Consider the following 21,458-nt stretch of genomic DNA (forward strand, 5'->3'; position numbering starts at 1 on the left):
ATTAAAACGCTGAATAGGATGCGCGCTCCATTCAGCTGCGGTGATGAAGGACTATTAAAATGACCGATGCACAGACAACCCTGGGGCGTACGGAGTACTACCGGGAGCTGACACTACGCAATGCCGGTTTTATCGAAGAGGCCGAACAACAGGGGCTGCGCGACGCGGTTATTTTGATCGCCGGCTGCGGCTCCACCGGCGGCAGCGTGATCGAGCTGCTGGTACGCAGCGGCGCCGAACGCCTGATCCTGGTGGACAACGGCAGTTACGACCTGAACAACGCCAATCGCCAGAACATGGTGCACAACGATGTGGGCCGTTCCAAGGTGCAGGTGTTCGCCGAGCGGATCCTGCAGATCAACCCTTACCTGGAACTGCAGACCCACGGCCATGGCATCACCCCGGACAACGTCGAAGCCTTGGTTGCGCAAGCCGATGTGGTAGTCGACGCGGTGGACGTCACCGGCCGCGCCGGCCTGGAAATGAAGTTCCTGTTGCACCAGGTCTGCCAACGCCAACGCAAACCCGTGGTTTGCGGCTATGACATGGCGGCAGCGCAATACATTCCAATCTTCGACTACCGCAATGAAGAACTGCGCGTGCTGGACGGCCAACTGAGTGCCGAACAAATCGCCACGCTGGACCCGCTGCAGGCCTGCACCTTCCTGATCCCCACCCAATGCATTCCCCTGGAGATGTACGCCGAGCTCGACCGGCACCAGGCCGGCAAGGACTACACCTCGCAACTGGGCATCGCCGCCCACCTGTTCGGCACCCTGGCCACCGCGCTGATCATCGACCTGATCAACCGCAAGCCGGTGCGGCATGCGGTGTATCTGGATGTCTGGGAGCTGATTCGGCTGCGCGACGAGGCTGCCCAGCAACGCCAGCTGGACGCGGGTCGCGAGGGCCTGGCCCGCTGGCGGCAACAACCGCCCGGCAAGCCGGACGCGTTTTTCCTCGACCGTTCCGTGGCCCAGTACCAGCCACCCCAGCTCAAGGACCTGAGCCGCTACGGCGATTGGCTGATCGACGAGCGCGCCGGCCTGTATACCTTCGCCATCCCCCATGACCGCCTGGAGCCGGCCTTGACCCGCCAGCTGCTGCGGTTCGCCTTTGTGCACTACGCCAAGGTCGGATTTATCAACCCACGGACCGCAGCGCTGCAGCAGTTGCACGCCGAACCCGAATCACGCCTGGCCGCCGAAGACGTGCACATCGTGCTGGTCAGCAGGGCCAACTACCAGCTGCTGGCCTACTCCACACTGAAGGCGCCACTGGCCCAGGGCCTGACGTTCAACGATAGCCAACGCCCCTGGTTTGGCGTCGAAACCGCCTTTGGCCGCGACCTTTACCAGGCCGTCGACGCATTGCAGTCACTGCCGGTCGAGCAAGTACGAGAGATCGGTCGCGTCACCAAGGCCAGCGTCGAGGATCCGGTGCTGGCCGCCAAGGTCGGCCTGTTGTTGCTCAGCGCTTACCGCAAGCTGCTCACCGCCGCCCATTCCGGCATCAGCGCCATGGTCGGCGATGGTGAGCGCGACGTGACGCTGCGCAACCTGCGCCTCTTCGGCTTCAACCCGACCATTCTCCCGGCCCGGCCGGCGTGCATTCCGGCCGACCACCTGTACGCCCACCGCTACCAGGGGCGTGAGGTGTTTCCGTTCTGGCTCGACTTGTCGCGCCTGGACCACGCCTGGGCGGACGTGGTGGAAAAACTGCTGGACCTGGACGGCGAAGACTTCCTGAGTCAGCTGCGCCTGATGAAAACACAAAACACCATGGAAATAGGGGTTTGAGCATGCAGATCACATGGAGTGAGCACCAACGCGCGATTCGCGCCCGTTATCAGACGGTGGGCCATGAACTGGTGCGTCCGACCGCCGGCCAGCGCGACAGCAGCCTGTCGTTCGATCGCGAGCTGTGGCGCAACCTGGCGCGCAGCGGCCTGTTCGGTGTGCATATGCCAACCGCCTACGGCGGCCAGGGCCTGGGGATCTGGGAATTCGCCGCGGCCCTCGACGGCTTCGCCGAGGGCTGTCAGGACATGGGCATTCTGGTGTCTTTCGTCGCCCAGGTGGCCCTGGTCCAGGCCGGCCTGCTCAGCTATGGCAGCGAGGCCCAGTGCCAGCGCTGGTTGCCGGACCTGATCAGCGGCGAAAAAATCGGCTGCTTCGCCATCACCGAGGCCACCTGCGGTTCGGATGTACGGGCACTGAAGCTGTCGGCCAGCTACGCGGCCACCGGCTACGTGTTGCAAGGGCAGAAATGGAACATCACCAATGCCCCGGTAGCCGACCTGTGCATGACCTTCGCCCGCCTGGAGGGCGCCGGCGCCCAGGCCATCACCTGTTTCATGACCGAGACCGACAAGCCAGGCATTACCCAATCGGCGGCCTTCGAGCTGCTGGGCAACCGTGGCACGCCGATCGGCAGCATCGATTTCGAACACGCTGCCCTGGACCTGGACAGCGTGATCGGCGGTGAAGGCCAGGGGCTGCGCGTGCTGTATTTCGGCTTCCTGGTCGAGCGCGTGTTGACCGGACTGATCGTCACCGGCTGCGTGCAACCGCTGATCGACGAATGCATTGCCTACAGCAGCAAGCGCCTGGCCTTCGGCAAGCCGATCAGCGACAACCAGTACGTGCAGGGACACATCGTGCAGATCTACACCCAACTCGAACTCCTGCGCAGCGTGTTGCTGCGCGGCCTGAGCGCTCTGGAGCGCGGCGAGGACTGCTCCAAGCTCGCCTCGATCATCAAGATCCTCGCGTCCGAGGCCCTGCACGACGCCTGCCTGACCGCGATGAAGATCCACGGCAACTACGGCTACCGCCGTGATCATTACTTCGAACGGCTGCTGCGCGATTCGATCGGCCTGTTTTTCGCCGGCGGCACCATCGAGATCCACAAACACGTGATCTGGACCAACCTGCTCGCCGAAGCCCAGGACCGCAGCAAGGAAAAAACCGATCTGCGCCTGGACGCCTACCAGGCGCGTACCACCGAAGGAGCTGCCGCATGAAAGCCCGCGCCCTTGGCCTGCTGGCCTGGATGCTGCACCGTCCCTGGCTGATGCTGGGCATCCTGCTGGCCATCACCGCATTGGCGATCGTCAGTGCCGGCCGACTGGAAATCAACAGCACACCCTACATGATCGACAAGAGCCACCCGAGCCGGATGGCAGACAGCGACACCAAGAAGTTGTTCGCCAACACCGGCGAGCAGGCGTTTGTCGCCCTGGAAAATCCCCAGGGCAATATCTTCAATGCCCAAAGCCTGGCCCTGGTCAGCGAGCTGACCCGGGCGCTGCAGGGCATCAACCTGGTGCAGCCGGCCGACACCGACAAACTCACCGCCCTGCTGGCTGACGAGGGCCTGCGCACCGATGTCGAGGCCATCCTCGACAAGGGCCTGGAGCCCAGCGACATCACTCGCCTGAATGCGCTGAAGGGAAAACTGGCGGCCAGCGGCGCCCTCAGCCACACCCGGGAAGCCTGGCTCGACAGCCTGCAGACCCGCCTGGTACCGATCCGCAAGGTGCGCAGCCTGGTCACCCTGGAAAACATGCTGACCCTCGACGGCGCCCTGGATGTGCATCCGCTGATGCCCAGCCTGCCCCGCGACCAGGCGGGCCTGGACGCCCTGCGCCGGGAGGTGCTGGAGAACCCGCTCTACCTCAACGGCCTGGTTTCGGCCGATGGCAGCGCGACCACCATCCAGGTCGAGTTCAACCTGGCCCAGGACGATTCACCGGCCATGCTGCAGGCGTACGAAGCGATAGTGGCGATCACCGATCAGGTCAAGGGCGACGACCGCATCTACCTGAGCGGCCCGCCGATGATCGCCTCGCAGACCGCCTCGAACATGGAGAAGGACAACCAGACCCTGCTGCCCGCGGTGCTGCTGGTGATCCTGCTGGTGTTGTTCGTCAGTTTCGGTCGCCTGCAAGGGGTGATTGCACCGCTGCTGATCGCCATTTTCAGCCTGATCTGGACCCTGGGCCTGATGGCCGCCTTCGATGTGAAACAGAACATCATCACCTCGATGATGCCGGTGTTCATCATTTCCATCGCCGTGTGCGATGCCATCCACTTCCTTTCGGACTACTACCGTCATCTGCCGACCAACCCCAAGCGCCAGGATCGCATCGACGCGGCCTATGCCTGCATGTCGCAGCTGTTCTGGCCGATGTTCGTCACCTGCATGACCACCCTGGTGGGTTTCTTCTCGCTGGCCTGGACCGATGTCACCTTTATCCTCGAGTTCGGCATTTTCACCGGCTTCGGGATTTTCTTCGCCTGGGTCATCACCGTGGTGTTTCTACCCTGCATCGTGATCCTGTGGAAATCCGAACCGCCCCGCTACGGCCTGCTCGTCAGCACCACGCTGGACCGCCTGATCGCCGGCCTGGGCCGTTTCGCCCGCTTCGGCAAACAGCTGGCACTGGGCATGCTCGCGCTGATCGCCCTGAGCAGCTGGTTCGTGGTGGAAAACCTCAAGGTGGATAACCAGGTCATCGGCTACTTCGAGGCCGACAGCCGGATTCGCCAGGACGACGCGGCGATCAACGCCAAGTTCGGCGGCACCACGCCGATCAGCGTGCTGGTCGAGAGCCAGACCGTGGACAGCTTCAAGCGTCCCGAAGTAGTGCGCGCCATCGATAAAATTCAGCAGCACCTGCGCGAACAGGCCCTGGTCGGCTACACCTACTCCTCGGCCGACTTCGTCAAACGCTTGCATCAGGTGACCCGCGACGAGTTCTCCGCCGAACAATATCGCCTGCCCGACGACCTGAGCGGCACGCTGCTGGCGCAGTACTACCTGCTCTATGAAAACGCCAATGGCCGCGACCTGTTCGATGTGGTCGACCGGCGCTTCCAGAACGGCCGGGTTCTGGCGATCCTGCACAGCGACCGCTCCTCGGAAGTCAGCCAGGTGATGCAGGACACCCTGGCCTATGCCAAGGAGGTGCTGCCCGCCGGGATGACCGTCCGTGTGGCCGGATACGGCGAGATCCTGGTGGCTACCACCGACGCGGTGGTCTGGGGCCAGATCAACAGCATCCTGTCGTCGCCGCTGATCATCATCCTGATGGTCATGGCCATGTTCCACTCGATCCGCCTGGGCTTTGTCGCCCTGCTGCCGCTGGTCTTCACCCTAGTAGGCATCTGCGTGCTGATGGCCTTGACCGGTGCGGACCTGGATATCGGTACCTCGATCATCGCGGCGATTTCCTTCGGCATCGGCATCGACTACGCGATCCACGTGATCGCAGCCATGCGCAGCAGTCACGGCACGACCCAGGAAGCCACCCAGTATGCCCTGCAGCACTGCGGCAAGCCGATCCTGATCAACACCCTGGCCCTGGGTCTGGGCTTTCTGGTGCTGAGCCTGTCGGGCTACCAGGCGCTGGTCAACCTGGGCTACTTCATTTCGCTGACCATGCTGTTCAGCGGTGTGTTTGCCCTGCTCGCCCTGCCGGTCTTCGTACCGACCCGGGAAAGCGAGCGCTTGGCGCCCCACGGCAGTCCCGCCAATGCGTAAGTTTCCTCTATTGCTGGGCCTGGGCGTCAGCCTGGGCCTGGCCAGCCTGTCGGCCCGGGCCGATGACTGGCTGGCATTGACCCTCTACCCTGGCGGCAGCGTCTACCAGGCGTCCCATCTGCAAAAACTGGTGGCGGCCACCGAAAACCTCTGGACCCTGCGCGATAGCCAGGGGCAACCGCCGCTCGCGGCCCTGGACAGCCTGGCGAGCACCAACGCCATCGCCGTCCAAGGCGACGACGTGCGCTTTCGCCGGCTGATCGAAACCCGCGAACTGACCCCGGCCGGCCTGCAAACCCTGGCCGGCCTGGTGGATCACCACCCGCTGCTGGGACCGCGCCTGGTCAGCGGGCAAAAGGACGGCACGCACTTCTGGTTTCGCCTGGCGCACCCCTACAGTCCGGCCGAACAGGGCGAACTGCTGAACCGCTACGCCGGCCAACTGGCCGGCGCCTTCGGCCAGCAGTGCCGGGTCAAGTCGGGCGAAACAGGGGCCCTGGCGGGCCTGAGCCTGACCGAGTGGGAAATGAGCGCCGGCAAACGGATACCGCCGCCGGCCGACACCCTCAAGCAGTTGCAGGCCCTGGCCAGCCAGCTGCGCCAGCAGATGCCGCTGGTCTACTCGGCCGCCGACCTGCTGGGTTACCTCAGGCTGGTGCTCAACGGCGAGCCGGGGCTGCCAACCAGCGGCGACGAGGTCGCGCAGCTCTACATGATCGCCGAAAGCGTGCGCAGCCGTGACCTGCAAGCCCTGGCGCGACCGGACTTCAAGCGCCTGAACCTGGTGGCGCTCGGCCCCAAGCCGGGGCCGCCAGCCCCCGGCATCGACGGCTACCGCTCCACCACGGCGGCCTCCTGGTCCGCCAGCCCCAGCAGTTACCTCATCGTGGATTGCCGTTAAGGAGTTTTATATGCGTCCGTTTTTTTGCAGCCTGGCCTTGCTGCTGGCGTTTCCAGCCCTGGCCGATGCTTTCAACCCCACCGAAATCATGCAGGCGGTCCGCGACCGCGATGAAGGCGCGGATCGCCGCTCGGAGGTGACCCTGGTGCAGACCATGGCCGACGGTTTCGTCCGCGAGCGCATGCTGCTGATGCACGAAAAGGAGTACGGCGCGGAACGTAAGTCGACCCTGTACTTCACCGCCCCCAGCGACACCGCCGGCACCGGCATCCTGATGCACAGTTATGCCGAGGCCGCGGCCCGCGAGGACGACCAATGGCTGTACTTGCCGGCCCTGCGCAAGACCCGGCGGATCGCCACCAACTCCAAGGAAGGCCCGTTCCTGGGCACCGACTTCTCCTTCGCCGACATCGAACGCATGCGCGTGGCGGACTACCAGTACACATACCGGCGCAGCGAAGAACTCAATGGCCGGCCGGTGCATGTGATCGAGGCGACCACCGCCGACGGCCTGGAGAACCCGCGCACCGGCTACAGCCGGCGGCTGGTCTATATCGACCAGGAACGCAAACTGATACTGCGTGACGAGTTCTTCCGCGGCGGGCGCCAGATCAAGACCTTCGAAGTGCTCGGGGTGGCCGAGGTCGAGGGCTATTGGACAGTCACCGAGTCGCTGATGAGCAACCTGGTGGAAGGTGGCAAGACCAAGCTGGTGCGAGCCCAGGCCGACTACAACCTGAACTTGCCGGACAACGACTTCACCGAACGCGCGCTGCGCAATGGCATTCGCTGATGCGGGCGTTGTACCCGGCCCTGCTGGGCCTGGCCGCCCTGGGCTGCCTGCCGGCGACGGCGGCGCCCAGCATCAGCAGCCGCGGCCACCTGGAGGAACGCTACCACGACAATGTCACCGGCACCGGCAGTTCCGGGCATCGCCTGGAAGCCGTGCTGGAGACCCGCGCCAGCGAAGGCGACTGGACCCTCGACTCGGTGCTGCTGGGCCGCTATCGCAGCCAGTACCGGGACGCCGGCGGGCGGCTGGAAGACAAGATGGCCGAGGATCTGGACCTGCGCGAACTCTACGTCACCTGGGCCGGCGAGCGCTGGCAATGGCGCCTGGGGCAGCAACAGGTGGCCTGGGGACGGGGTGATTACTTTCGCCTGGTGGATGTGATCAACCCCCTCGACCTGCGCGAATTCCTGTTGCCCTACCTGGACGACTACTCCCTCGGCCGGCAGACCCGGCCGATGGCGCTGGCCGAATTCTACGGCGACAGCATGGAGCACCAATGGATACTCGCACCGCGGGCGCAGAAAACCCGCTACGCGCCCACGGGGGCGGATTTCGCCATGCCGCTGGTGCCCGATGGCCTGCCCGACGAGCATGACGACCATGAACGGCCGGACGTCGGCTGGCGCGGCAAGACCCTGGTCGAGGGCACCGACCTGGATTTCTACCTGTTCGACGGCCTGAGTCCCGATCCGGTGTATCTGATGGAAGACGGCCGGCAAGTCGAGGGCCAGCGCCGGCGCAGCCTGGTTGGCAGCTCGTTCGCCCGCCCCCTGGGCCAGTGGGTGGTGCGGGGCGACCTGGTGCACCTGTTCCATGAGCCGCTGCAGACCCCGGAGGGCGTCAAGGACGTACCGCGCAGCGCCGCCCTGCTCGGCCTGGACCTGACCAAGAACGAATGGACGGTCAACCTGCAGGCCACCGTCAGCCACCGTCACGGCGCTCCGGACAGCCTGAAACACCCCACCGGCTACGAGGCCTCGGCGGCAGTCCTGAAAGACTGGTCGAAACAGCGCCTCAACGCCGAACTGCTGTGGCTCTACAACCGCCAGGACCAGAGCAGCCAGATGTTCAAGGCGGCCCTGGGCTACCGCCCCTGGAACCAGTGGCACCTGGAAACCGGGGTGATCGGCTTCAGCGGCGGACAGGCCAGCCAATACGGGCAGTTCGACCAGCAGGACCGGGTCTATCTGCAGGTGCGGCGGGACTTCAGTTTCTAGGCGGGATGCCCGGTTCGCTCGACGTACCGGGCTCGGGTTGATAAGAAAACGCCCTTCGAAAAACCTTTCAGTCATGGCTGCAGGCAGGGCACGCGCGCTCAGACCGTCATACCCGCGCAGGCGGGTATCCAGTGCCCTACAAGGTGGATGGATAAGGCGTCCTCCACCCTCCGCGAGTCGGCACTTGGGTATTCATGCCGGTCAGGCTGGCCAGTCGGGGGAGCGTCGGCGTGCTGGTTCTCCAGCGCGGCTGAAGGCCTCGTTCAGGAACGCAGTTCCTGGACGCGGACCCAGGCAAAAAAAGCGCGTCCGGGCAGTACCCGGACGCGCTTTTTTCAGTGCGCCCCGCCAGGCGGGCGTTACACCTTATGGTACAGCTGACTGCCCTGGGCCTTGAACTCGGCGGCCTTGGCCTGCATGCCCTGCTCGGCCTCGGCCCCCAGGTCGAGGGCGGCGATGCGCTGTTCCTCGGCGTAGACCCGCACCTCCTGGGTGATCTTCATCGAGCAGAATTTCGGCCCGCACATGGAGCAGAAGTGCGCGACCTTGGCCGAATCCTTGGGCAGGGTCTCGTCGTGGTAGGCACGGGCCGTGTCCGGGTCCAGGCCGAGGTTGAACTGGTCCTGCCAGCGGAACTCGAAACGCGCCTTGGACAAGGCATTGTCGCGGATCTGCGCGCCCGGGTGCCCCTTGGCCAGGTCCGCCGCGTGGGCGGCGATCTTGTAGGTAATGATCCCGGTCTTGACGTCATCCTTGTTCGGCAGGCCCAGGTGCTCCTTGGGCGTGACATAGCAGAGCATCGCGCAACCGAACCAGCCGATCATGGCGGCGCCGATGCCCGAGGTGATGTGGTCGTAACCCGGGGCGATATCGGTGGTCAGGGGGCCGAGGGTGTAGAACGGCGCCTCGTCGCAGCACTCCAGCTGCTTGTCCATGTTCTCCTTGATCAACTGCATGGGCACATGGCCCGGGCCTTCGATCATGGTCTGCACATCATGTTTCCAGGCGATCTTGGTCAGCTCGCCAAGGGTTTCCAGCTCGCCGAACTGCGCCGCGTCGTTGGCATCCGCGATCGATCCCGGACGCAGGCCGTCGCCCAGGGAGAAGCTGACGTCGTAGGCCTTCATGATTTCGCAGATGTCTTCGAAATGCGTGTAGAGGAAGTTTTCCTTGTGGTGCGCCAGGCACCACTTGGCCATGATCGAACCACCCCGCGAGACGATACCGGTGACCCGCTTGGCGGTCATCGGCACGTAGCGCAGCAGCACGCCGGCGTGGATGGTGAAGTAATCCACGCCCTGCTCGGCCTGCTCGATCAGGGTGTCGCGGAACAGCTCCCAGGTCAGCTCCTCGGCGGCGCCATTGACCTTCTCCAGCGCCTGATAGATGGGCACCGTGCCGATCGGCACCGGCGAGTTGCGGATGATCCACTCGCGCGTCTCGTGAATATGCTTGCCGGTGGACAGGTCCATCACCGTGTCCGAGCCCCAGCGGATACCCCAGGTCAGCTTGGCCACTTCTTCCTCGATGGAGGAACCCAGGGCGCTGTTGCCGATATTGCCGTTGATCTTCACCAGGAAGTTGCGGCCGATAATCATCGGCTCCAGCTCGGTGTGGTTGATGTTGGCCGGAATGATCGCGCGACCGCGGGCGATCTCGTCGCGGACAAACTCGGGGGTGATGATCTTCGGCACGCTGGCGCCAAAGCTGTGCCCGGCGTGCTGCTGCTCCAGCAGCCCCGCGGCACGGGCCACTTCCAACTTCATGTTTTCGCGGATGGCGACGTATTCCATCTCGGCGGTGATGATGCCCTGGCGGGCATAGTGCATCTGACTGACGTTGGCGCCGGGCTTGGCGCGGCGCGGGCTGTTGACGTGGGCGAAGCGCAGCTTGGTCAGCTCGGCATCGGCCAGGCGCTGCTGACCGAACTGCGAACTCAGGCCCGGCAGCCGCTCGGTATCGCCACGGGACTCGATCCAGGGCGAGCGTACATCGGCCAGCCCCTGGCGCACGTCGATGATCACGTTCGGATCGGTGTAGGGGCCGGAGGTGTCATAGACCACCACCGGGGCGTTGATCTCGCCCCCGAAATCGGTCGGCGTGACGTCCAGGCTGATTTCGCGCATGGGCACGCGGATATCCGGCCGCGAGCCGGTCACGTAGATTTTTTGCGAGCGGGTAAAGGGCTGGACGGATTGCTGGTCGACCTGGGCACTTTCGCTCAGGTTCTTTTGTTGTTGTGTGCTCATCGGGAAACGCTCCACGGAATCAGCCAAAGCCTGGACGGCATAAGGGCGGCATGAATTGTCGGAGCGAGAAACCTGAGGGGGGCGTGCAGAGTGCACCGTGGCCGGTGCCAGAGGACTCGCCAAGGGCGAGCAATCTTGTTCCCTACGCAGGCGCTAACCTGATCAGGTTCAACGGGATCCGGAATTATCCGATCTCAGCCTTCACTCAAGGCACCCCGACAAGAACCTCGCCAGTCTAATCAAGGCGCGCCCAGAAAACCAACCTCGGGGTCAAAAAAACCGACCGACGCGTCGGATAATGACGACCCGCAACCACGGCGATTGTTCCCGACGGGCAACATAGCTTGTTGCAAACTGGCCGGCCAGGACCATCAGCCTGCTTGACCCCCCAAGCGGCGGGACTTAGCCTTGCGGGTCTTATCCGCTGCTTATCAAATCAGGATTGCCCCAATGCTGCGCAGACTCTCGCTGGCACTCGCCGTGGCCGCCGCTTCCAATGGATTGGCCTGGGCAGAAGAAGCCCCCCTGTCGGCCCGGACGGACTTGATCACCGTCTATCAAGAGGCTGCCAGCAATAACGCCGACCTGGCCGCCGCCCGCGCCGACTACGAGGCCCGCCGCGAGGTCGTGCCCCAGGCCCGCGCCGGCCTGTTGCCTAACCTGTCCGGTGGCGCCGAGCTGAACAACACCCGCACCGAGCTGGACCAGCCCGCCAGCAGCAGTTCGCGCAGCGGCATGGTCTACCAGGCCAACCTCAGCCAACCGTTGTTTCGCGCCGACCGCTGGTTCCAGCTCAAGGCCGCCGAAGCGGTCAGCGAGCAAGCGGCCCTGGAGCTCTCGGCCACCGAACAGAACCTGATCCTGCAGAGTGCCGAAGGTTACTTCTCGGTACTGCGTGCCCAGGACAACCTGGCCGCCACCAAAGCCGAAGAAGCTGCGTTCAAGCGCCAGATGGACCAGGCCAACGAGCGCTTTGACGTGGGCCTGTCGGACAAGACCGACGTGCTCGAGGCCCAGGCCGGCTTCGACACCGCGCGGGCCAACCGCATCATCGCCCAGCGCCAGGTGGACGACGCCTTCCAGGCCTTGATCACCCTGACCAACCGCGAGCACAACGCCCTCGAAGGCGTGCTGCACACCCTGCCGGTGCTGGCGCCGACGCCGAACGACGCCAAGGCCTGGGTCGACACCGCGGCCGCGCAGAACCTTAACCTGCAAGCCAGCAACTATGCAGTCGACGCGGCCGAAGAGACCCTGCGCCAGCGCAAGGCCGGGCATGCCCCGACCCTGGATGCGGTGGCCAGCTACCGCAAGGGCGACAACGACAGCCTGGGCTTCAGCAACAGCGATGCCAGTGGCCTGAGCGGGCGTTCCTACGGCAGCGACGTCGAGCAACGCACCATCGGCCTGCAGCTGAACGTGCCGCTCTACAGCGGCGGCCTGACCAGCTCCCAGGTACGCGAGTCCTATCAGCGCCTGAACCAGACCGAACAGCAACGGGAAAGCCTGCGCCGCCAGGTGGTGCAGGACACCCGCAACCTGCACCGCGCGGTGAACACCGATGTGGAACAGGTCCAGGCCCGCAAGCAATCGATCATTTCCAACCAGAGCGCCCTGGAAGCCACCGAGATCGGTTATCAGGTCGGTACCCGCAATATCGTCGACGTGCTCGACGCCCAGCGCCAGCTCTACAGCTCGGTGCGCGACTACAACAACGCGCGGTACGACTACATCCTCAATAACCTGCGCCTCAAGCAGGCGGCCGGCACCCTGAGCCCCAGCGACCTGGAAGCCCTGGGGACCTTCCTCAAGTCGGACTACAACCCGGATACCGACTTCCTGCCGCCGGACTTGGCCAAGGCCGCCGACACCCGGCTGAAAAACCAGGCCGACTTCTAAGGTCGTCGCACCTCGGCAGAACCGGCTCGGACTGGAAAGCCCGGGCCCCAGTTCCGCCGGAATGCTCGCCGGGCACCTGCTTCGCCGGCACCCGGACCGCGGATCAAACCGGCAACAGCCGCCCCAGGCCGTCCAGCAACCGATTCAGCGCCCCCTGGTTGGCCCGCACCACGGCCAGCCCGGCCTGGGCCCGGGCGTGGGTGGCGGCCGGATCGGTCCAGGCCTGTTGCAGCGCCAGGCTCAGCGAGGCCGCATCGGTCACCTCCTGCAAGGCGCCAGCGGCGCGCAACAGCGCGGCGATCTCGAGGAAATTGAACAGCTGCGGACCACTGAGCACCGGCTTGCCCAGGGCCGCCGGCTCCAGCAGGTTGTGCCCGCCACTGGGCACCAGGCTGCCGCCGACCAGGGCGATATCGGCCAAGGCGTAGAGAAACAGCAACTCGCCCATGGTATCGCCCAGCACTACGCCAGTGGACGCCCCGACCGGCTCACCCAGTGATCGCCGTGCAGTGGCAAAGCCGCTTTGGCAGCACAACTCGAACACCCCGGCGAACCGCTCGGGATGGCGCGGCACCAGGATCAACAAGGCCTCGGGTTGCACGTGCCGCAGCCGCCGGTGCGCGTCCAGCACCACTTCGTCTTCCCCGGCGTGGGTACTGGCGGCAATCCACAGTGGCCGCGCCGTCGCCTGCCAGTCCGCCCGCAGCGCCGCGGCCCGCAACGGCAATTGCGGGTCGATGGGCAGATCGAACTTGATCGAGCCGGTGACCTCGACGCAGCCTGGCCGCGCGCCCAAGGCGCGAAAGCGCTCGGCCTCGGCCTCGCTCTGCACCGCGATCCAGCTCAGCTGGGCCAGCATCGGTGCGGTCAGGCGGGCGAAGCGGCCATAGCCGCGGGCCGAGCGGGCTGAGAGTCGTGCGTTGGCCAGCACTACCGGGATGCCGCGCCGGGCACACTGGTGGATATGGTTGGGCCACAGCTCGGTTTCCATGATGATCGCCAATTGGGGGCGTACCCGCTCGAGGAAGCGGGCCGCCGCCCAGGGCAGGTCATAGGGCAGGTAGCAATGCTGCACCGAGTCGCCAAACAGGGCGCGGATGCGCTCGGAACCGGTCGGCGTCATGCAGGTGACGGTGATCGGCAGTTGCGGATAACGCGCCTGCAGGGCGCGGATCATCGGCGCGGCGGCAATGCTCTCGCCCACCGAGACCGCGTGCACCCAGATGCCGCCGGGAGCCAACGGCGGCAGGCCGAGCGCCAGGCGCTCGCCGAGCCGCTGCCGGTAGGCCGGCGCGCGCCAAGCACGCCACAGCAGACGCAGGGCGATCAAGGGTAGGCAAAGGTGAAACAACAGGCTGTAGAGGGGTCGAGTCATGGGGCGCCAGTGTACTGGGTTACGCGCGCCAGGCGAACCCGCCAGGCGCCCCGCACCAGCGTGACAGGTATCAACCCAGCGCCCGCAGCTGCTCGGCAAACCGCTCGCCCAGCCAGCGCGCGGCCGGCCCAGGGGGCTCGTCGCGGCGCCAGACCAGCTCCACCACCAGCGGTGGCGGCGTCCAGTCGCTGACCAGTTCCACCAGCAGGTTGCGGTAGGTCGGGTATTGCACCACGTGGCGCGGCAGCCAGGCCCAGCCCAGGTTGCGCAGCAGCAATTCGGCCATCACATAGAAGCTGTCGGCGCGCCAGACCTGCGGACTGATCTGCTCGGCGCCCGGGTAATCACTCTGCAGCGGCGCGATCATGACTTGCCGATGTTGCGCCAACTCACGGCGACCGACCCGACCGTGTTGGGCCAACGGGTGACCGACCCCGCACACGGTGACCAGCTCCACGCTGCCCAGGCCGCGACGTTCCAGTGCTGTGGGCATGCCTGCATGGTGGAACAGCAGGCCCAGGTCGGCGCGGCGCTCGACCAACTTGCGCGCCACATCGCCCTGGGCGGCACTCGCCGTCTGCACCTCCAGGTGAGGAAAACGCTGGGCCAGTGCCACCAGGCTGTCGAGCACCGGCTGATAAGGCATGGCCTCGTCCTGGGCCAGGCGCAGGCTAAGTTCTTCGCCGCGCACCAGGCCGAGCGCCCGCCCCTCCAGCCGCTCGCACTGGCGCAGCACCTCGCGCGCCTCCTCCAGCAAGGCCCGTCCGGCGTCGGTCAGGTGCGGTTGGCGGCCGCTGCTGCGCTCGAACAAGAGCACGCCCAGGTCGGCCTCGAGCAAGGCGATGGCGCTGCTGACCGCCGACTGCACCCGCTTGAGCTGGCGGGCCGCGGCGGAGAAGGAGTGCTGCTCGGCAACGCTGACGAATAAGCGCAGCTGATCGAGGTTCCACTGCATAACCTATCTCCTTGATAGATAGGTAATCACTTTACCCCATCGGCCAGTGCCTTAGAATCGGTGCATCACCCAGGAGTGTCTGTCATGTCCGGTTACCTCTACCTCACCGTTGCCATCGCCGCTGAAGTGGTCGCCACCACCTCGATGAAAGCCATCGACGGTTTCAACAAACCCTTGCCGCTGTTGCTGGTGATCGGCGGCTATGCGATCGCCTTCTGGATGCTGACGCTGGTGGTGCGCACCATCCCGGTGGGCGTCGCCTACGCGGTATGGGCCGGTCTGGGCATCGTCCTGGTAAGCATCGCCGCCGCACTGATCTACGGTCAGAAACTCGACCTGCCGGCGGTGCTCGGCATGGGCCTGATCGTTGCCGGCGTGGTGGTGATTCAGCTGTTCTCCGCCAGCACCGGGCATTGAATGAAGCAGCAGCAAGCGGCAAGCCATCAGCCGCAAGTAAAAGCCTGAAGCCGGCCGTTTGCAGTTTGCAGTTTGCAGCTGCCCTTACCGCTTGAAGCTTGAAGCTTGAAGCCGCCCCAAAGGCTTATACTGCCCGCCCGTTTCCGATCAAGGCGGCTCGCCCTTATGTCCCACCCCCTTTCCACCGATGTGCTGATCGTCGGCGGCGGCATCGCCGGGCTCTGGTTGAATGCACGCCTGCGCCGCCAGGGCTTCGCCACGCTGCTGGTGGAAAACGCGACGCTGGGTGGCGGCCAGAGCCTCGCCTCCCAGGGCATCATCCATGGCGGCGCCAAGTACGCCCTGCATGGCGCCTTGAGCGGCGCCTCCGAGGCCATCGCCGACATGCCCCGGCGCTGGCGCGATGCCCTGGGCGGTGACGGTGAGTTGAACCTATCCGGCGTTCGCCTGCTCTCGGATGCTCACTACCTGTGGTCCCCCGGCACCCTGGCCGGCAACCTCACCAGTTTTTTCGCCAGCAAGGCGGTGCGCAGCCGTGTCGACCCGGTCAAGGGCGCTGACTTGCCCGCCGCGCTGCAACACCCCAAATTCAAAGGCAAGGTCTACCGCCTCGACGAGCTGGTGCTGGACGTCCCCAGCCTGATCGCGCGCCTGGTCGAGCTGGCCGGTGACAGCCTGCTGGCCGCCGAGCGCCTCGAGCCGCTGCACGAACAGGGCGAACTGGTGGGCTTGCGCATCGACGGGCGCGCCGTGCAGGCGCAACGCATCGTACTCAGCGCTGGCGCCGGCAACGCCGCGCTGCTCAGCGAACTGGGCCTGAGCCAACCGGCCATGCAGCGCCGCCCCCTGCACATGGTGCTGGTCAAGGGACCCGGACTCAAACCCCTGTATGCCCATTGCCTGGGCGGCGGGCCGAAGCCGCGGGTCACCGTCACCAGCCACCCCGCCGCCGACGGGCAATGGGTCTGGTACCTCGGCGGTGACCTGGCCGAGGCCGCCGGCGTGGCACGCGACGCGGCTGCGCAGATCCGTGCCGCCCAGCAGGAGCTGGCCGACCTGCTGCCCTGGATCGACCTGAGCACGGCCCAGTGGGCGACATTGCGCGTCGACCGCGCCGAGCCGGCACAATCCGGCCTGGTGCGCCCCGACAACGCCTTTCTCAGCGAGCAGCAGCGCTTGCTGGTCGGCTGGCCGACCAAGCTGGCCCTGGCACCGGATTTCGCCGACCGGGTGCTGGCGGCCCTGGCCCGCGACGGCGTGCAGCCCGGCAGTCATCCGACACCGCTCGACGGGCCGCGGCCCGCGCTTGGCCAGCCCGTCTGGGAGACCCTGCTGCCATGACCGCGACCCTCCACGACCTGTGGCGCCCCTTGGGCAGCAGCGGCCTGCGGGTCTCGCCCCTGGGCCTGGGCACGGTCAAGTTGGGCCGCGACCAGGGCGTCAAGTACCCTCAGGGCTTTCGCATTCCGGACGACCAGGAAGCTCGCCAACTGCTGGACCTGGCCCGCTCGCTGGGCATCAACCTGATCGACACGGCGCCGGCCTACGGCCGTAGCGAAGAGCGCCTCGGCCCACTGTTACGCGGCCAACGCGACGACTGGGTGATCGTCAGCAAGGTCGGCGAGGAGTTCGAGGCCGGCCAGTCGCGCCACGACTTCAGCGCCGCCCATACGCGCTTTTCCGTGGAGCGCAGCCTGCGCCGTCTGGAAACCGACTGCATCGACCTGGTGCTGGTGCATTCCGACGGCAATGACCTGGCGGTGCTGCAGGACAACCCGGTGTACGACACCCTGGCGGCGCTGAAGGCGGAAGGCAAGCTGCGCGGCTTCGGCTTCTCCGGCAAGACCGTCGAGGGCGGCCTGCTGGCGTTGGAGCGAGGCGATTGCGCCATGGTCACCTATAACCTCGGCGAGCAGGCCGAGCGGCCGGTATTGGACCGCGCCCAGGCGCTCGGCAAGGGCATCCTGATCAAGAAAGCCCTGGCCAGCGGGCATCTCTGCCTGAGCCCCGGTACCGACCCGGTACGGGCCAGCTTCGAGCTGCTGTTCAGCCATCCCGGGGTGGCCAGCGCCATAGTCGGAACCATCGATCCGCTGCACCTGTCCCATAATGTCAGCACCGCCGCCGCGGTACTCCACGCCTTGCCCTAAGGCCGCCACCGCGGCCCCCTCCCAGGAAGGAGCCGCCATGCCGCGCATTCTCGTCCGCAAGGACCCCGGCACATTCAAGACCCTGCCCTTGCTGGTCGACGCCAGCCCCGAGGGTCTGACTTACCAGGGCCGCGGCATGCCGCTGAATTTCAAGCAGATGCTCGACCGTCGACGGCCGCTGCAGATCGCCGACAGCCAGCGTTTCAGCCAGGAACTGGCCAACCTCGGGGTCTCGGTGCGCCTGACCCTGAACTGGCAGGGCCGCGACTATTGGCTGCTGGTGCGTCAACGGCGACTGGATCGTGGCGACGATGTGCTCAAGCTGATCTCCGGCTACGTGCCCGCCCATGAGCTGAACCTGCCCTTGCTCACCGCCATCCAGGAAGTCGCCGAGGAGTGCCTGCTGGAAACGCCGGAAGGCTGGCTCGGCGGACGTTTTGGCCACACCTGGCTGCCAACCCCCTACGCCGGGCCGCTGCGGTATCGGGAGACGGCGCACTTCGATCTCAGCCCGTTGTCCGGCGCGGCACGGCCGGTGCGCTGTGGCGCCATGCCATTGCTGGAGCGACCACGGGCCTATGTCCACCTGCCGACCGCCTCGCTGCAACTGATTTACGACCTGCGCCTGACGCTGCCCAAGGACACCCGTGAGCTGAGCTTGCTGCACGTCGACGAACGCCTGGAGGCCAACCAGTTGGTGACCCGGCTGGACCGCGCCCGACCCGACCTTTACCTGATGCCGTTGGAGCAGGGCAAACCCTGCGCCGCGCTGTTTACCCTCACCCGTGGCCAGCTCAAGCCGGCCAGCACCCGCGGCCGCTGGCTGGCCGAGAGTTTCGCGGCCCAGGACGGTTGGCTGGTCAGGGACGAACGCATCAGCTGGAAGCAATGGTGCGCGCAACAGCAGTTGTCCGAGTTGGCGCCGCGTAGCCGGCTCAAACGCCTGATGGACAAAACCCGCAGCCTGCTGAAGCGGGCTTGAGCAGGCGAGCGAACGCCGCAGCCTGGCGGCTCACAGCGCTGAAGCGGCTACTGCCCGCGAATTTTCTCGACGATGGCGGTGGTCGAGCTGTTTTCCACCAGCCCCAGGACCTTGACCGTGCCGCCATAGGCGCGCACCAGGTCGGCGCCGACCACCTGATCGATGCCGTAGTCACCGCCCTTGACCAGCACCTCGGGCTTGATCAGCTTGATGAGCCGCTCGGGGGTCGGTTCGGCGAAGCTCACCACCCAGTCCACCGCACCGAGACCGGCCAGCACCGCCATGCGCCGGTCCACCGAGTTGATCGGCCGCCCCGGCCCTTTCAACCGACTGACCGAGGCGTCGTCATTGATCGCCACCACCAATCGATCGCCCTGGGCGCGGGCCTGCTCCAGGTAGGCGACATGGCCGGCATGCAGGATATCGAAACAGCCGTTGGTGAAAACGATGCGCTCGCCATGGGCACGGGCGTCCTCGATGGTGCTGAGCAGTTGATCGGGGCTCAACACGCCGCGCTCGGAACCTTGCTCGCGCTGCACCGCGCGCCGCAGTTCCGGGGCACTGATGGCCGCAGTGCCGAGTTTGCCGACCACAATGCCGGCCGCCAGGTTGGCCAACGCCACGGCCTGGGGCAACTCCTCGCCCGCCGCCAAGGCGGCAGCCAGGGTAGAAATCACCGTATCCCCGGCACCGGTCACGTCGAACACTTCCCGCGCGCGGGCCGGCAGGTGCAGCGCTGGATGGTCCGGACGCAGCAGCGTCATGCCGTGTTCGCCGCGGGTCACCAGCAAGGCGCCCAGCTCCAGCTCCAGCATCAGTCGCGCGCCACGGCTGACCAGCTCGGCCTCATCCGCGCAGCGCCCGACTATGGTTTCGAATTCCGCCAGGTTCGGGGTGATCAAACTGGCACCGCGGTAGATGCCGAAATCCGCGCCCTTGGGGTCGGCCAGCACGGCAATGCCGCGGCGCCGTGCCGACTGGATCAGTACCTGGTGATTCTGCAGCGCACCCTTGCCGTAGTCCGACAGCACCAGGACCTTGATCCCGTCCAGCAAGGCCTCGACCTCGGCGGCCAGGGCCTCGGCGTCGGTGTTGAAACGCTCCTCGAAGTCCATGCGCAGCAGCTGCTGGTGGCGGCTCATGACCCGCAGTTTGACGATGGTCGGCTGCCCGGCGATGCGCTGGAAACGGGCGGTGACACCCGCCGCGGCCAAGCTGGCGGCGAGGCTGTCGGCCGCCTCGTCGACGCCGGTGACGCCGACCAGCGAGGCCGGCGCGCCCAGCGCGGCGATGTTCAGCGCGACGTTGGCGGCGCCACCGGGGCGGTCTTCGATCTGGTTGACCTTGACCACCGGCACCGGCGCTTCCGGTGAAATCCGCGAGGTACCGCCATGCCAGTAGCGGTCGAGCATGACATCACCGACCACCAGGACTGGGGCCAGATCGAAACGGGGCATGGACAACTTCATCGGATCTCCGGGGCGGCGAAAACGCCGCGGATCATAACCCAGGCCAGGGCGGCGCGTCAGTGACGCCCGCCGCCCGGCGGATTGAAGGTCGGCCGGCCCGGCTCAGGAATCGAGCCGCCGAACCCAGAACAGTTCATGCCGGCGCACCGCCTTGCGAAAGAATTCATCCTCGCCGGTGGCCGGCCAGCGGCGCCCGGCCAGCAGGTATTGGCACCAGCGGCGCAGACGCTTCTTCAACGCCAGGCGGCCCTGCAGGTCGTGCTGCATGGCCAGCGCCATGGCCTTGTCCAGGCGCTTTCCGGCGTCCAGGCCGGGGCTCCACAGGCCGTCCGCCGGCAGGGGCGTCAGGGCGGGCGGCAAGGCGATGCCGAACCCCGCCGGCCCCATGGGCCAGCGATCGTTGTCGTGCAGGTGATTGGCATACAACAGCAGCGTTCGTGGTCGCCAGTCGCTGCGCTCGATGGCTTGCAACAGGGCCTGGGTCGCCGCCACATGATCGCTGTGGGGATCCAACTGGGGATGCGGGGTGACCACCACCTCCGGGCGAAAATGCTCCAGCAGGGCCACCAGATCGGCCACCAGGTTGTGCCAGCTCGGCACGCCATCCCGATCGCCGGGCAGCTGCAACGGGTTGTGCTGGCGCACCGTGCGGGTATCGGCCTGCTGCGACTCACGTGAGCCGAAGCCACGCTCGGGCGCCTGGGCCATGGCCGCCAGCTGCAGGCAGTAGTGCCCCAACTGCACGCAACGCGCCTGCGGTATCCCACCCCAGAGCGGCACCGCCAGGCTGTCCCAGGCCCGCAAGCGACCCTTCAGGCGAGCCGCGGCGGCGGGGTCCAGGCCCAGGCGCTGGTAGGTCTCGGCCTCGATCTCGCCCTGGGTCAGGGTGACGATGCTGGCCTCGGGGCAGCGGCTGTATTGGCCAAACGCGGCCAGCTCGGCGTCGTCGGCATGGGGCGCGATCACCATCAGCCGTTGCTGCGCATAGTCGGGGTTGGGCAGCACGTACAGGGTGGCGTTGTCCGGCAGGCGGCAAAAGCGCCCGCGCAAGCGCAGCTCGCCACGCCCCAGGGCCTCGAACTGGCCCGACAGGTTGAGGTAGCGCTGGCCGGAGACGCCGCGCTCGAAATCCTGGCGATCGTCGCCGATCCACACCTGGGGATCCCAGCAGCGGCCCAGCCAGCCGCTGCGCAGGCGCAGTTGCAGGATCAGGGTGTCGGCCGCCAGCAGGTCGCTCGGGACCCGCAGCCAGCCATCGGCCAGTTGCACCGGCACGGCGGTCGCCGGGTCGCCAAAGCGGTACTGGTAATCATCGCCCGGGGAGTAAAACAAATGATCGGCGAACCAGGCTTCATGGGCAACCCAGCCCAGCCCCAGCAGCAGCGGCACCAGCCAGAACGGACCGAACCAGCCCGCGAGCAGCAGCAAGGGCAACGCGGCCAGCAACACCAGACGTTTTTGCCGCCGATGGCGGCGCAGCAACTGCTGTTTACGGTCGCTCATG

At 66.2% G+C, this 21,458-nt stretch carries 16 protein-coding genes and 1 riboswitch; of the genes, 11 read left to right on the forward strand and 5 right to left on the reverse strand.

The genetic code is table 11. The annotated features are described in order from the left end of the window. The first annotated feature begins 59 nt into the window (after window positions 1–59). The 6 genes from ABWY06_RS05790 to ABWY06_RS05815 are packed head-to-tail and all read left to right on the forward strand — an operon-like array spanning window position 60 to window position 8,458. The gene (locus tag ABWY06_RS05790; RefSeq protein WP_353924610.1) at window positions 60–1,799 is read left to right on the forward strand and encodes a HesA/MoeB/ThiF family protein; all 1,740 of its coding nucleotides are present in this window, start codon (window positions 60–62) and stop codon (window positions 1,797–1,799) included. A 2-nt stretch (window positions 1,800–1,801) separates the two neighbouring features. Continuing rightward, a complete protein-coding gene (locus tag ABWY06_RS05795) occupies window positions 1,802–3,025 on the forward strand; it encodes an acyl-CoA dehydrogenase family protein (RefSeq protein ID WP_353924611.1) in 1,224 nt (407 codons plus the stop codon). Continuing rightward, window positions 3,022–5,547, forward strand: a complete 2,526-nt coding sequence (locus tag ABWY06_RS05800) for an efflux RND transporter permease subunit (RefSeq protein ID WP_353924612.1) — start codon at window positions 3,022–3,024, stop codon at window positions 5,545–5,547. The genes ABWY06_RS05795 and ABWY06_RS05800 overlap by 4 nt, the downstream gene beginning before the upstream one ends. Beyond that, complete coding sequence (locus tag ABWY06_RS05805) at window positions 5,540–6,448, forward strand: hypothetical protein (protein WP_353924613.1); 909 nt, start codon at window positions 5,540–5,542, stop codon at window positions 6,446–6,448. Before ABWY06_RS05800 ends, ABWY06_RS05805 begins: the two co-directional genes overlap by 8 nt. 10 nt (window positions 6,449–6,458) lie before the next feature. Then, a complete protein-coding gene (locus ABWY06_RS05810) occupies window positions 6,459–7,241 on the forward strand; it encodes an outer membrane lipoprotein-sorting protein (RefSeq protein ID WP_353924614.1) in 783 nt (260 codons plus the stop codon). After that, entirely contained in the window at window positions 7,241–8,458 is a 1,218-nt protein-coding gene (locus tag ABWY06_RS05815; RefSeq protein WP_353924615.1) for a DUF1302 family protein, read from the forward strand. The genes ABWY06_RS05810 and ABWY06_RS05815 overlap by 1 nt, the downstream gene beginning before the upstream one ends. A 359-nt stretch (window positions 8,459–8,817) precedes the next feature. Here ABWY06_RS05815 and thiC read toward each other — a convergent pair whose 3' ends face one another. Then, the gene (thiC, locus tag ABWY06_RS05820; protein ID WP_353924616.1) at window positions 8,818–10,707 is read right to left on the reverse strand and encodes a phosphomethylpyrimidine synthase ThiC; all 1,890 of its coding nucleotides are present in this window, start codon (window positions 10,705–10,707) and stop codon (window positions 8,818–8,820) included. Window positions 10,708–10,829: 122 nt separating this feature from the next. Continuing rightward, window positions 10,830–10,935: riboswitch (TPP riboswitch) on the reverse strand. A 222-nt stretch (window positions 10,936–11,157) separates the two neighbouring features. On the opposite strand from thiC, the gene ABWY06_RS05825 reads away from it, so the two are divergent. Then, on the forward strand, window positions 11,158–12,606 hold the full coding sequence (locus ABWY06_RS05825) for a TolC family outer membrane protein (protein ID WP_353924617.1): 1,449 nt from the start codon (window positions 11,158–11,160) through the stop codon (window positions 12,604–12,606). 103 nt (window positions 12,607–12,709) lie between these two features. Here ABWY06_RS05825 and waaA read toward each other — a convergent pair whose 3' ends face one another. Both waaA and ABWY06_RS05835 read right to left on the reverse strand, forming a co-directional pair. Next, window positions 12,710–13,981 (reverse strand): lipid IV(A) 3-deoxy-D-manno-octulosonic acid transferase, encoded by a 1,272-nt coding sequence (gene waaA, locus ABWY06_RS05830; protein WP_353924618.1) that lies wholly within the window; start codon window positions 13,979–13,981, stop codon window positions 12,710–12,712. Window positions 13,982–14,051: 70 nt separating this feature from the next. Beyond that, window positions 14,052–14,936, reverse strand: coding sequence for a LysR family transcriptional regulator (locus ABWY06_RS05835; RefSeq protein ID WP_353924619.1), 885 nt, complete (start codon window positions 14,934–14,936; stop codon window positions 14,052–14,054). Window positions 14,937–15,020: 84 nt separating this feature from the next. Here ABWY06_RS05835 and ABWY06_RS05840 point away from each other — a divergent pair, with 84 nt between their 5' ends. The 4 genes from ABWY06_RS05840 to ABWY06_RS05855 all read left to right on the forward strand — a co-directional run bounded on the left by ABWY06_RS05840 (window position 15,021) and on the right by ABWY06_RS05855 (window position 18,485). Further along, complete coding sequence (locus ABWY06_RS05840; protein WP_353924620.1) at window positions 15,021–15,353, forward strand: DMT family transporter; 333 nt, start codon at window positions 15,021–15,023, stop codon at window positions 15,351–15,353. A 165-nt stretch (window positions 15,354–15,518) separates the two neighbouring features. After that, window positions 15,519–16,694: an NAD(P)/FAD-dependent oxidoreductase gene (locus ABWY06_RS05845; RefSeq protein WP_353924621.1), complete on the forward strand. Its 1,176-nt coding sequence runs from the start codon at window positions 15,519–15,521 to the stop codon at window positions 16,692–16,694. Next, the gene (locus ABWY06_RS05850) at window positions 16,691–17,503 is read left to right on the forward strand and encodes an aldo/keto reductase (RefSeq protein ID WP_353924622.1); all 813 of its coding nucleotides are present in this window, start codon (window positions 16,691–16,693) and stop codon (window positions 17,501–17,503) included. The genes ABWY06_RS05845 and ABWY06_RS05850 overlap by 4 nt, the downstream gene beginning before the upstream one ends. A 37-nt stretch (window positions 17,504–17,540) precedes the next feature. Next, window positions 17,541–18,485 carry a metal ABC transporter ATPase gene (locus ABWY06_RS05855; protein WP_353924623.1) on the forward strand — a complete coding sequence of 315 codons (945 nt, stop codon included), beginning with the start codon at window positions 17,541–17,543 and terminating at the stop codon, window positions 18,483–18,485. 47 nt (window positions 18,486–18,532) lie between these two features. Here the strand turns inward: ABWY06_RS05855 and hldE are convergent, their stop codons facing one another. Further along, the gene (gene hldE, locus ABWY06_RS05860) at window positions 18,533–19,954 is read right to left on the reverse strand and encodes a bifunctional D-glycero-beta-D-manno-heptose-7-phosphate kinase/D-glycero-beta-D-manno-heptose 1-phosphate adenylyltransferase HldE (RefSeq protein WP_353924624.1); all 1,422 of its coding nucleotides are present in this window, start codon (window positions 19,952–19,954) and stop codon (window positions 18,533–18,535) included. 102 nt (window positions 19,955–20,056) lie between these two features. Further along, window positions 20,057–21,457, reverse strand: a complete 1,401-nt coding sequence (locus ABWY06_RS05865; RefSeq protein ID WP_353924625.1) for a PIG-L deacetylase family protein — start codon at window positions 21,455–21,457, stop codon at window positions 20,057–20,059. Window position 21,458: the final 1 nt, after the last annotated feature.

This window comes from Pseudomonas sp. (assembly GCF_040514055.1).
In the GTDB taxonomy this organism is placed as follows: Bacteria; Pseudomonadota; Gammaproteobacteria; order Pseudomonadales; family Pseudomonadaceae; genus Aquipseudomonas.